Origin of the sequence: Pseudomonas sp. RV120224-01b (assembly GCF_003208145.1) — a bacterium.
Taxonomy (GTDB): domain Bacteria; phylum Pseudomonadota; class Gammaproteobacteria; order Pseudomonadales; family Pseudomonadaceae; genus Aquipseudomonas; species Aquipseudomonas monteilii.
Genome location: NZ_QKMQ01000013.1, coordinates 106,041 through 118,200 on the forward strand (window position 1 = coordinate 106,041; position 12,160 = coordinate 118,200).

Here is a 12,160-nt window from a genome sequence, read left to right on the forward strand (position 1 = left end):
TGCGCAGCCCTATCGCGACACAAGGCCGCTCCCACAGGGACCGCACATCCATTGGTTGTACGTTATCCCTGTGGGAGCGGCCTTGCGTCGCGAAAGGGGCGCAACGCGCCCCCGGGGATTCAGCTCTTACCCAGAAGCCGCGCCAGGCCTTCAACCATCGGCGTCGCCTGCGGAAACTCGAACCGCGCCAGCAAGCGCTGATTATCCGCCCGCGAATGGCGAATATCACCCGAACGCGCAGCCACATGGCTAACCGCCGGCAGGCTCCCCACCACCTTCTCCAGCGCCGCCAGCAACTGGTTCAGCGAAGTGGCCTGGTTGAGGCCGATGTTCACCGCCCCCTCCTCAACCTGCGGCTGTTCCAGCGCCTGCACCATCACCTGCACCAGGTCGCCCACGTAAAGGAAGTCGCGGGTCTGTTCGCCATCACCGAAGATGGTGATCGGCAAGCCCTGCACCGCGCGCTCGCAGAAGATGCTGATGACCCCGGAATACGGCGAGGATGGGTCCTGGCGTGGCCCGAAGATATTGAAGAAGCGGAACACCACCGGCTCCAGGCCATGCTGGCGTCGGTAGAAGTCCAGGTACTGCTCACTGGCCAGCTTGTCCACCGCGTACGGGGTCAGCGGTGCCTTAGGCGTGTCTTCGGCAATCGACTCGCCCTCGCCATTGTTGCCATACACCGCCGCACTGGAAGCAAACAGCACCCGGCGCAGGCCATGCACGCGCATCGCTTCGCACACGTTAAGGGTGCCGATGAAGTTGCTCTGGTGTGTGCGCACCGGGTCTTCGACCGAGGCCTGCACCGAGGCCACTGCCGCCAGGTGCACCACGGCACTGCAGCCGGCTGCGGCCTGCGTGACCAGCCCGGCGTCGGCAACATCGCCTTCGATCAGTTCCAGCCGTGGGTGGTCGACCTGCAGGTTACTGCGCCGGCCAGTGGAAAAGTCGTCGAGAATGCGTACAGCGTAGCCTTTGTCCAACAACGCATCGCACAGGTGGGAGCCAATGAAGCCGGCACCGCCGGTGATCAGGATGGGGGCGTCAGCCATGGCGGTAGAACCGGTCCAGTAGAGGCGGCAGGCCGGCGCGCCAGGCGCGCGGCTTGATGCCGAAGGTATGAAGGATTTTCTTGCAGGCCAGTACCGCGTGCTGCGGCTCTTCGCTGGCATCCGGCCGTGCGGCATGAGCCTGCGGCGTTGGCGCCTGAACCGCGAGCTGGCGGTACTGGCCCGCTTCGGCAAGGATCGCCTGGCCCAGCGCCAGCGGCGTGGTCGCCTCGTTGCCGGCGTAATGGTAGGTGCCCCACAGCGGCGCACTGCAATCGAGCTGCTTGAGCACCGACAGGATCACACGCGCAGCATCGTCGACCGGTGTCGGGTTACCACGCCGGTCATCGGCCAGCAGCAGCTCTTGCGGTTGCTCGGCACGGGTCAGGAAGCGGCCCAGCGACCCGTCGATGCTTTCGTCGAGCAACCAGCCAAAGCGCAGCAGCACATGCTGCGGGCAGGCCGCACGCACACTCTGCTCGATGCGCCACAACGCCTGGCCACGCATGCCCAGCGGCACTGGCTCGTCCTTTTCGCTGTAGGCCGTGGCCCGCGAACCGTCGAACACGCGGTAGCTGGAAGGCTGCACCAGGGTGATCTGGTGGTGCTGACACAACTCTGCCAGCCGCTCTACCGCACGCTCCTGTTGAGCCAGACGCTGTTCGCTGACCGACTCGGCCTGGAACCAGTCAAAGTAATAGGCAAGGTTGACCACGGCGTCGGGGCGGTGATCGTCGAGCAACTGGGTGAGGCTGGCCGGCGTCCAGCCATTTTCGGGCGGGCGCGGCGCCAGGAATGCGATGTCCTCCTCGGCCCCAAGACGAATCAGCGCTTGCCCGAGGGCATTGCCACCACCCAACAGCATTAGGCGCATACGCATAGAGTCAGCAGATCCGGAGAGGTTGATGAAGGAAAGGGGTCATTTTGCGGTTTCCGGGCGGGGAAGTCCAACCCTGAGGCTGACAGCAGCACCACGGACGATTCCTACCACGGCCATAGAGTTTCCCTACAAGCCAGAGAGGGGCAGCCCTACATCATCAGTAAAAAATATCTGGCTAAATGCTCAGCGTTCTAACAAAAAGTTTCACCTTTCCCTACAGACAAGGAAAATAACAATGACAGGGGTAAACACCAAGGCAACACCTGAGGTTCTTCGCCTAACATTCAGCAAACTGCAAGCCGGCATACTCGATAACGGTTCGCAAAAAACTGCCGCTATTGGAGGCCCGGATGCCGCTGGGGCTGCTGCAATGTCAAGCTACCAAGCACAAGTTTTAAAACGGTCACTAAATATTGAGCAGCGCGACCTGTTAAAAATGTTTGCCTCCGGAAAAGCAGCAGCACTGGAGTTCACTGCAATGCTGCCTCCGTCCTTCGATCCTGTGCCAGAGAGCCTGGCAAACATTGACGCCATGAACGAAGACCCCGTTATCATCTACATGGCCTCACGAAACCAAATTCTTTTAAGCCTTGTAGACTACCGCTCATTCGCATTCGATATTGACAATTGCGGGATGCAAGTACGTCTAGTCGGGAATTTCAAAGGGGGCGGTAAGTGGCTGCTACGAAATGAATCCAAACATCATCAAGCCGAACTGAGTTCCCACGCTGGTGTTGAGCTTGGCCCGCACACCGAGCCTCCATACAATTGCTCAATTCAATGCGAAGGTGATCACTCGCCTGCGCCAAGCGCATTGATCCTGAGCGCAAGATGGAACCCTTTGCGGGAGCCGACCAAGTTAATCCCCGTACGTAATGCAATTTCCAAACTCAACGGCCTTGAAGCACTCGCCCTGTCGTCAAAGTCGTTTTGCTTTACACGCAGTGATTGCTTCGTAAAGGATGAGAATCAGCCAATCATCGCAAACTCAATTCTTCAATACGATCCAATAGGTGACTTCACCATCCGCTACAGCAGCTATCGACACTCATTACATAATGAGGCCAGCCCGTCGACACGGCAGGCGTATCAGTCACTGCAAGGCTTATTAAACGAAGAACAACCCTACGATTTTCTGCCTGGACCCGACTCTGCACTACTGATCAATAACAACCAGGCACTTCATGCCCGCGAAATCGTCAAGGACAACCGGAGGCTGCTGGTTCGGCTATTCGGCTACTCGCCTGATGCCCAACCTGTGATGCTGCAACAAGACCCACTGATCGTACGCGGTTAAGGTGGGGGCAAAATGGAAATTGAAGTCTCAATACTCTTGGCGCTGGCGTCAGTCGCATTGCTCGCTGGCTTTTTCGATGCAATTGCAGGAGGCGGGGGTTTACTGACGTTACCGGCCTTTTTCATTGCAGGTATCGATCCATTGTCTGCTATGGCTACCAACAAATTTCAGGCTTCCTCCGCCAGTGTTTCAGCGGTGTGGGCGTTCGCCCGTAAGCGAATGATCCAGTGGAAAGCAGGCCGGCCAATGGCCATTCTGTCATTCACAGGTGGTGTTGCAGGTGCCTTGTCGATCAGCATGCTCGACAAAGCCATCCTGGAATCAACCGTTCCAATCCTGCTAATTGCAGTTGCAAGCTATTTTGCATTCAGTCCCAAGCTTGATGCACGGGATCGTAAGCAGCGTATGTCGTCCTTAGGCTTTACGCTGGTGATTATCCCTATCATTGGTTTTTACGACGGCATTTTTGGTCCAGGCACCGGTTCATTCTTCATGGTGGCCTTTTCCTTGCTGCTGGGGCAACAACTGATGCAGGCAATATGCAACAGCAAACTGCTTAACGCATCCTGCAACCTTGGTGCCCTGTCAGTCTTTGCCTTCAGTGGCGCAATTATCTGGCCCTTAGCCTTAGCAATGGCATTTTGCGCCATTCTTGGCGCCCAACTCGGCGCACGGTGTGCGCTTTACTTTGGGCCACGGCTGATCAGACCATTGCTTATCACTGTCTGCTGCCTGATGTCCTTGAGGTTGTTGTTCAATGATGGGCACGCAGTTGGAGAGTGGTTGCGGCAATTTTGAGTGATGGTTGAATGTATTTTGAGCGGGGCCCGCGCTCTAACGACTGCGTGGTCCCTGCATGGCCTGACCAGCAATGGGTTCAATGCAAGCGCTACATCTATTCAATCTCAAACAAACTGTTGCGCAATGGCCCCACACTCAACCGCTCACGTACATCATCATCTATACGCGGATCATCCGGCCTATACAGTTTTACCTGCCGATAGGCATTGATGCGATTGATCTCTTCCCCCAAATACTCCCACACCACGCGGGTACAGGCCGGGTTGCGTCGATCGCCGCTGGACACTCCAGCCTTCAGGCCATTCAGGCGGGTAATGCGGCTTTTGAAGCTGGGGATGAGGATGGTCTGGCTCATTTCGTTGTACGTGAGCGACTCGTAGTCGATCAGGAACAGCCGGTCCTGCAACTGGAATGCAGCTCCAAGGTAGCGGCAGCGTACCTCGGCGTGCTGGTCGGTGGCGCTGGAGCGCTCCTGGCGTTCCTGGCGCTCGAACAGGAAGCGGCCGCGCTCCTCCCACAGGTGTACCAGCGACACCAGGATGGTGCCAGGTACCGACATGCAGTTGGAATACTCGAAGTAGTAACCGCAATAGCGCGACAGGTTGCCGGCGTGGTCGTGCAGCGGACGGAACAGCTCGCTGATCGGGTCGCTGGGCTGGTCGGCCAGCGTCGACACCCGTGCGCCGATAAGCCTGGCGAACTGCTCGGCCGGCAAATTCAGTTCGTAATCCTCGACCCCGAAGAAGTCGCCGATGCGCTTGAGGTTGTAAGCCGTCGGACGGCTCTGCCCGCTCAGGTACTTGTTGAACTGTGCGCGGTTGATCGACAGCTGCCGGCAAACTTCGGAAATAGAGCGGTAGTGGCTACAAGCCAGCTTGAGGTTGGTAGCGAAATGATCGCTCATGTGCGGGGGCCCAGGTGACGCGAATGACGCCATTGTAGCATCAAGTAGCGCCAACTAAGAGCAACCCGCGAAATTGTAACCACTCTTGTCATGGCCAACCATGCGCCCCAACGAATAGCGGTGCGCCTGCCGTCCGCTGGTCTTTCCACACGAAGAATAAGAATCGAGGTCATTCTCCAATGCTCGAAGTACTCAACGATTTCCTCTCGGGGAAACTCCTCATCGTGCTGATCGTAGGGCTGGGTAGCTACTTCACCATCCGCTCCCGATTCGTTCAGTTCCGCCATTTCGGCCACATGTTCGCCGTGTTCAAGGAATCGCTGCGTGGCCAGGCAGGCCAGCTGAGCTCCTTTCAGGCCCTGATGCTGAGCCTCGCCGGCCGCGTTGGCGCCGGTAACATTGCCGGTGTCGGTATCGCCGTGACCTTGGGTGGCCCAGGTGCCGTGTTCTGGATGTGGGTCACCGCATTGGTGGGCATGTCCAGCAGCTTCTTCGAATGTACCCTGGCCCAGGTGTACAAGCGCGCCGATGGTGACGGCCTGTACCGTGGCGGCCCGGCCTACTACATCCAGCATGGCCTGAAGCGCAAAGGCATGGCCATCGTGTTCTCGATCCTGCTGCTGGTCACCTACGGCTTCGCCTTCATCGGCCTGCAGTCGTACACCGTGACCCACTCGCTGCAGAACGCCTTTGCCTTCGACCCAAGCCACACCGGCATTATCCTGGCTGTGCTGCTGGCCATCACCTTCATCGGTGGCATCAAGCGTATCGCTGCGGTGTCGGACCTGCTGGTACCGGTCAAGACCCTGGCCTACATCGGCGTGACCCTGTACGTGATCGGCACCCAGATCGAACACGTGCCGGCCATGCTGGAAACCATCTTCAAGAGCGCCTTCGGCCTCGACCCAGCCTTCGGCGGCCTGCTCGGCAGCGCCATCGTCATGGGCGTGAAGCGTGGTGTGTTCGCCAACGAAGCGGGCCTGGGCAGTGCGCCGAACGTCGCCGCCGTGGCGGCCGTGAAACACCCGGGCGCCCAGGGCGTGGTCCAGGCCTTCAGCGTGTTCCTCGACACCTTCGTGATCTGCACCTGCACCGCGCTGCTGATCCTGCTGTCGGGCTTCTACACCCCGGGCTTCGAGGGTGACGGCATTGTCCTGACCCAGAACTCGCTGGCCGCCGTGGTCGGTGACTGGGGCCGTGTATTCGTGAGCGTGGCACTGTCGCTGTTCGTGTTCACCTGCATCCTCTACAACTACTACCTGGGCGAGAACAGCCTGCAGTTCCTCACCCGTAACCGCGTGGTACTGATGGTGTTCCGTGGCCTGGTGCTGGCACTGGTGGTCTGGGGCTCGATGCAAGACCTGTCGACCGTGTTCGCCTTCGCCGACATCACCATGACCTGCCTGGCCTTCGTCAACCTGGTGGCCCTGGCCCTGCTGTTCAAGGTCGGCCTGCGTGTGATGCGCGACTACGACGAGCAGCGCAAGGCGGGTATCCAGCAACCGGTGTTCGATTCGACCAAATTCGCCGACCTGGACCTGGACCGCAATGCCTGGCCTGCCAATCCGCAGGCGGAAACAGCCACTGACAAAACAGTCGGCCAAGCGCAGCCTCAGCGCTGATACGCTGCCCTGCCCAGCCGCCCCTTCTGCGGGCGGCTTTTCTTTCTCCGCTCACCGCTACGGATGTTCTCCATGCGTGCCGTAAAGAATCTTCTCGTTCTCTATACCGGTGGCACCATCGGTATGCTCGAAACCCCGGAAGGCCTGGCGCCAGCCGGTGGTTTTGAAGCACGGATGCGCGAGCACTTCGCGCACATGGCCGATGCGCCCCAGCTGCAATGGACCCTGCTGGAACTGAACCCGCTGCTCGACAGCGCCAACATGCAACAGCACAACTGGCTGGCGATGCGCGATGCCATTGTCGATGCGGTGGATGTGGCGGGCCATGACGGCGTGCTGGTGCTGCACGGCACCGACAGCATGGCGTACAGCGCTGCGGCATTGTCGTTCCTGCTGCTGGGGCTGCCGGTTCCGGTGCTGCTGACCGGCTCGATGCTGCCGGCGGGTGCCGCTGACAGCGATGCATGGGCCAACCTGTGTGGTGCGCTGCGCCAGTTCGAACATGGCCTGGTAGATGGCGTGCAGCTCTACTTTCATGGCCAACTGCTGCATGGTTGCCGGGCGTCGAAGCTGCGCAGCGAGGCGTTCGATGCCTTTGCAGCGCTGCCGCGCCATCGTGATGGTGAGCATGCCGACTTGATCCCTGCCGAGCTGGGCTACAAGCAGCCGCGCAAACCGGTCAACCTGGCGGTCGTGCCGGTGTTCCCGGGGCTGCAGGCCGGGCACTTGCAGGGCTTGATCGACAGCGGTGTGCAGGGGTTGCTGCTGGAATGCTACGGCAGCGGTACCGGCCCATCGGATGACCAGGCATTGCTGAATGTACTGAGCGCGGCGCGCCAGCGCGGTGTGATGCTGGCGGCTATCAGCCAGTGTCCTGAAGGCTCGGTGGTGTTCGACACCTATGCGGCGGGCAACCGCTTGCGTGGGGCCGGATTGGTCAGTGGTGGAGGCATGACCCGTGAGGCAGCGCTGGGCAAGATGGTTGCGCTGTTGGGGGCGGGTTTGGATGTGGATGCCGCAGAGCAATGGTTTGCTCTGGACCTGTGCGGCGAACGAGCCTGAACTGGCGAAAGAAAATGGCGGAAGGCAGCGGGAGTCGAACCTGCCCGGGAACGGCTGCCGTCCCCAACCGGGTTTGAAGCCCGGCCGCGCCACCGGGCGCGATTGCCTTCCTTGAACTCAGTGCCTGGCCTGCTGCTGGGCCAGGGCGCTGTCGGCGCGGATGTGACGCTGGTCGGCCACCCTCCGGGTCAGGCCGATGCGGTCGAAGTATTCCAGAATCTGCACACTGCGCTTGCGACCGATCCCCAACATATCGCGAAACGCGGCAACCTGCACTATCGGCGTCTCACTGGCCTGCCCCAGCAGCAGCGCTGCCATGCGCTGTAGCGTCACCTCAGGGTAGAACAGGTCACGCACCACCTGGTGCACCAGGCCCAGCCGTGCAAGCTTGCGCAACAACAGGCGCACATCGGCTTCGGCGCAGTTCTCTTCACTTGCCAACGTCCTGACCCAGGGCGGGTCGTATTGCCCCGCCAACAACCTCGGCTCCAGGCGCGCCCACAACTCACTGTCGGCTTCGCTCAATTGCACCTTATGATCGGGCAAATGCAGCCAAGGCCCGCTGCTGGCGATGGAGCCGTCATCGAGCAGTTCATCCAGCAAGCTGACAAATGCAGGCCGCTCCAGGGGCAAGGCCGCAAAGCGGCGCAGGCGGTCACGGTCCGGGCCGAGCTGGTCGGGCTCCTGTTCGTGGAACCGTGCCAACTGCTCCATCACCTGCTGCTTCAGCGCTTGCCACTTGGCAGTGGCGAACAGCAGTTGGCCCTGCCGCGTGGCCACCACCAAGACCTCTTCCGGCAACTGCCAGGTTTCTCGCAGGCGATTGAACTGCCGCTCAAGCCGCTGGGGGTCGATACCGCCCGGTGCACTGGCAAGCAGCGCCGGCAGCGCCTGCTCCAGTTCTTCGGTATCGCGCAGCACCTGCAACTGGCGCAGGCGCTCATCGCTGCGGCGTTGGCGGCTTGGCGCGAACGGGTCCAGCACCTTGCCACCGCCCAAGGTGCGCTGGGCACGCTGGTCGCGCAGCACCAAACGGTCGCCATGCACCGCCTGCAGCGGCGCATTGAGCAACAACTGGGCAAACATGCGCTGGCCGGCCGCCAGGCTTTCGCCTTCTAGCAAGGCGACCCGGGCCGTCACATCCTGAGTCCCCAGGTGTACGTGCACGGCGCTGAAATGTTCGAACGTACGTGTCTCTCCCGGTAACAGGCTCAGCTCGATATCCACCCGTACGCCAGGCGCATGCAACCACTCAGGCACCAGCCAGTCACCCCGGTGTATCTGCTCCAATGCCAGTCGCTCGGCAGCGATGTTCAGCGCCACCCGCTGGCCCGCTTCTGCCACCAACGAGGCCTGGTTCTGTGCATGCAGGCCACGCACGCGCACTGCTTTGCCGGCCTTGCCCAGCAACAAGGTATCGCCGGCACTGACCCGCCCGGCCAGCGCCGTGCCGGTGACCACCACGCCAGCGCCGCTAACCGCGAAAGCGCGGTCGATGGCCAGGCGAAAACCACCGCGCACAGCGCGTGCCCGTACATTGGCCTCAGCCTCCAGCAGGGCTTGACGCAGCGCGTCCACGCCTTCCCCGCTGATGCTCGACAATGGGAACTGCCGCGCACCGGCATACGGCCCTGGCGCCAGCAGTTCACCGACTTGCACCTGCACATCGGCCAGCCGGGCCGGCTCGACCCGGTCGCATTTGCTGATCGCCACCAGGGCCTGGGGAATGCCCAGCAGCTCGATGATCGCCAGGTGCTCGCGTGTCTGCGGCATGACCCCGTCGTCAGCAGCCACCACCAATAGCACCAGGTCGATGCCATGGGCACCGGCCAGCATGTTGTGGATAAAACGCTCGTGGCCCGGCACATCGATGAAGCCCGTCAGCGGCGCGCCTTCGCTCAGCGCCGCATAACGGTAGCCAAGGTCGATGGTCATGCCGCGGGCGCGCTCTTCCTGCCGCTGGTCGCCGGCCTGGCCAGTCAGCGCCTGCAGCAGTGCGGTCTTGCCGTGGTCGATGTGCCCAGCGGTACCAACGATCACTGCACTGGCCCCAGTTGCAGGGCGGGCAACTGGGCCAGCCACTGGGCTTCGTCATCCAGTTGGCGCAGGTCCAGCCACAAGGCATCGTCATCGATGCGGCCCAGCACCGGCACAGGCAGATCACGCAGGGCCCGCTCCAGTACATGCAAGCTGCGCCCGCGCAGCTTCTTCGACACTTGCGGGCGCAGGCACAGCGCGGCACTGGGCAGGCGCGCCACCGGCTGGCTGCCACTGCCAATCATGCCCAGCGCAGGTTCTACGCTGACGGCCCATTGCTCGCCGAGACGCGCCTTGAGTTCAGGCGACAGGCGCTCGGCCTGAGCCTGGATCTCGGCCTGGCTGCGGGTCAGCAGGCGCAGGCTGGGCAGGCGCTCGGCCAGGCGGTCGGGGTTGCGGTACAGTGCCAGCACCGCTTCAAGGGCTGCGAGGGTGATCTTGTCGACGCGCAAGGCTCGCTTGAGCGGGTTTTTCTTGATCCTGGCGATCAGGTCTTTGCGGCCAACGATGATCCCTGCCTGAGGCCCGCCCAGCAGTTTGTCGCCGCTGAAGGTGACGATATCGGCGCCATCAGCCAGGGCCTGGCGCACCGTAGGTTCGGCGGGCAGGCCCCAGCGGGTAAGGTCGAGCAGGCTGCCGCTGCCGAGGTCTTCGAGTAGCGGCAGTTCATGTTGGTGGGCAATCCGCGCCAGCTCGGCAGTGGGCACCTGTGTGGTGAAGCCCTGAATGCTGTAGTTGCTGCAATGCACACGCATCAGCAGGCCCGTGCGCGGGCCGATGGCGGCCTCATAGTCGCGGGCGTGGGTGCGGTTGGTGGTACCGATCTCGTGCAGCTTCACGCCGGCCCGGGCCATGATGTCGGGAATGCGGAAGGCACCGCCAATCTCGATCAGCTCACCACGGGAGATGATGCCCTCCTTGCGTGCGCCCAGGCTGTTGAGCGCCAGCAGCACGGCGGCGGCGTTATTGTTGACTACGGTGACGGCTTCGGCGCCGGTCAGCTCGCGGATCAGGCCTTCGATCAGGTCATCGCGATCGCCACGTTTGCCGGTGGCCAGGTCGAACTCCAGGTTGAGCGGATAGCGGGCGGCAGTCTGCATGGCCTCGATGGCCTCTTCCGGCAACAGGGCCCGCCCCAGATTGGTGTGCAACACGGTGCCAGTGAGGTTGAACACACGGCGGACCTGGCTGCGCTGTTGAGCGGCAAGGCGTTCGCCGGTGCGGCCCAGCAGCACTTCGGTGGCCAGTTCGGCTGCACTGAGCTGGCCGTTGCGGGCAGGGTCACGCAGGTCGTCGAGCAGTTGGCGCAAGGTAGCCAGCACTGCATCGCGGCCGTGGCGATCGATCAGCGGGAGGCAGGCCGGGTGGCGCAGAAGGGTGTCGATGGATGGGAGGCGTGGGGTGTCGCTGGCTAGGCTTGAAGACATGCGGTACTACCTTGGGTTATCCGGTGTCTGTACTGGCCTCTTCGCGGGCACGCCCGCTCCCACAGGGTCCGCGCTGTATTTGAGGCTTGCGCAGTCCTTGTGGGAGCGGGCGTGCCCGCGAAGAAGGCAACTCGGTATTTCAGTGTAGACACTCACCCACTACCCGGGCGCAAGCATCAGGTTGGGCGCCAGGCGATGAAAGCCCTCCTCGTCCAGGCGCATATCCAGCGCCAGGCTGGCCAGGTCGTCGGCCAAAGGCTCGGCCGCTGCATCGTTCTCCAGATAGTTCTGCTTCAGGTAGCTTTCGCAGCCCGGGCAACACTCGGCACGCAATGGCGCCTTGCCCGGCGCATGGCGATCATCCTCAAGGCTGGTATAGCGCAAGTTCTTGCTCGACTCGCAATACACACACTTCACCCGCACCACATGCCATTCACAGGCACACAACGAACAGACCAGATAGCGCAGGCCATTGTGCTTGCCACGGTTGCGCACCACCCCGGCCATTGCTGGCGAACCGCAAGCCGGGCACTGGGCCAGGCTGCTGGCAGGCTTGAGCTCGGGCACCGGTAATGCCAGCAGCCAGCTGGACCAGGCCGCCTGCAACGCGGCCCCGAGGAACGGCACCAATGCCGCTGGCACCGCGTCATACTGCCCTGCCAGCAAAGCGATGCCCCAGCCTTTGCGCTGGTTGTCATCACTGCCACGCAGCACCTGCAAGGCCTCACCCAGCGGGCCACTGGTTTCACCGTTGAAGTGCTCAAGGAAGGCCTGTAACCAAACCAGCCAAGGCCCTTCGCGCACCAGGCTGTCAGCCGCCAACGGCGGCAAACCATGACTTATGCACAGGCGCTGACGTTCCTCGGCCACCGGCACGCCAGCGGGCGGGTTATCCACAAGCTGCTGCTGGACGCGGCACAACCGCGCCACCAACCTCAGGTAGTCGCCAAGGGCATTGCCTTGGGCCAGCTGCTCCAGTCGCGCGGCGCGCACTTCGAACAGGTTGGCGGGCGGCAGGTGCAGAAACGGCGGCATCACCGCCGACGCTTCGATCTGCCCGGGTTCGAGTATCGTGCTCAAG

At 62.0% G+C, this 12,160-nt stretch carries 10 protein-coding genes and 1 tRNA gene; 4 read left to right on the plus strand and 7 right to left on the minus strand.

Features of this window, described 5'->3' with window-relative positions; translation table 11 throughout:
- Positions 1–119: 119 nt before the first annotated feature.
- Together N436_RS19610 and N436_RS19615 are read right to left on the minus strand one after the other, a co-directional pair.
- Positions 120–1,052 (minus strand): NAD-dependent epimerase/dehydratase family protein, encoded by a 933-nt coding sequence (locus tag N436_RS19610; RefSeq protein WP_110741779.1) that lies wholly within the window; start codon positions 1,050–1,052, stop codon positions 120–122.
- A complete protein-coding gene (locus tag N436_RS19615; RefSeq protein ID WP_104833540.1) occupies positions 1,045–1,929 on the minus strand; it encodes a sugar nucleotide-binding protein in 885 nt (294 codons plus the stop codon). Before N436_RS19615 ends, N436_RS19610 begins: the two co-directional genes overlap by 8 nt.
- A 235-nt stretch (positions 1,930–2,164) precedes the next feature.
- Here N436_RS19615 and N436_RS19620 point away from each other — a divergent pair, with 235 nt between their 5' ends.
- Both N436_RS19620 and N436_RS19625 read left to right on the plus strand, forming a co-directional pair.
- Positions 2,165–3,226, plus strand: a complete 1,062-nt coding sequence (locus N436_RS19620; protein WP_110741780.1) for a hypothetical protein — start codon at positions 2,165–2,167, stop codon at positions 3,224–3,226.
- A 12-nt stretch (positions 3,227–3,238) separates the two neighbouring features.
- Complete coding sequence (locus N436_RS19625) at positions 3,239–4,024, plus strand: TSUP family transporter (protein WP_110741781.1); 786 nt, start codon at positions 3,239–3,241, stop codon at positions 4,022–4,024.
- Between the two features lie 97 nt (positions 4,025–4,121).
- Here N436_RS19625 and N436_RS19630 read toward each other — a convergent pair whose 3' ends face one another.
- Positions 4,122–4,931 (minus strand): helix-turn-helix transcriptional regulator, encoded by an 810-nt coding sequence (locus N436_RS19630; protein WP_110741782.1) that lies wholly within the window; start codon positions 4,929–4,931, stop codon positions 4,122–4,124.
- A gap of 179 nt (positions 4,932–5,110) precedes the next feature.
- Here N436_RS19630 and N436_RS19635 point away from each other — a divergent pair, with 179 nt between their 5' ends.
- A complete protein-coding gene (locus tag N436_RS19635; protein ID WP_105948239.1) occupies positions 5,111–6,553 on the plus strand; it encodes a sodium:alanine symporter family protein in 1,443 nt (480 codons plus the stop codon).
- Positions 6,554–6,616: 63 nt separating this feature from the next.
- Positions 6,617–7,615 carry an asparaginase gene (locus N436_RS19640; protein ID WP_177410891.1) on the plus strand — a complete coding sequence of 333 codons (999 nt, stop codon included), beginning with the start codon at positions 6,617–6,619 and terminating at the stop codon, positions 7,613–7,615.
- 15 nt (positions 7,616–7,630) lie between these two features.
- On the opposite strand, the gene N436_RS19645 is transcribed toward N436_RS19640, so the two are convergent.
- The 4 genes from N436_RS19645 to fdhE form a co-directional block, all read right to left on the minus strand.
- Positions 7,631–7,726, minus strand: a tRNA-Sec gene (locus N436_RS19645).
- Between the two features lie 6 nt (positions 7,727–7,732).
- Positions 7,733–9,655, minus strand: coding sequence for a selenocysteine-specific translation elongation factor (gene selB, locus N436_RS19650; RefSeq protein ID WP_110741795.1), 1,923 nt, complete (start codon positions 9,653–9,655; stop codon positions 7,733–7,735).
- Complete coding sequence (selA, locus tag N436_RS19655; RefSeq protein WP_105948236.1) at positions 9,652–11,079, minus strand: L-seryl-tRNA(Sec) selenium transferase; 1,428 nt, start codon at positions 11,077–11,079, stop codon at positions 9,652–9,654. Before selA ends, selB begins: the two co-directional genes overlap by 4 nt.
- 159 nt (positions 11,080–11,238) lie before the next feature.
- Positions 11,239–12,159, minus strand: a complete 921-nt coding sequence (fdhE, locus tag N436_RS19660; protein ID WP_110741784.1) for a formate dehydrogenase accessory protein FdhE — start codon at positions 12,157–12,159, stop codon at positions 11,239–11,241.
- Position 12,160 lies beyond the last annotated feature (1 nt).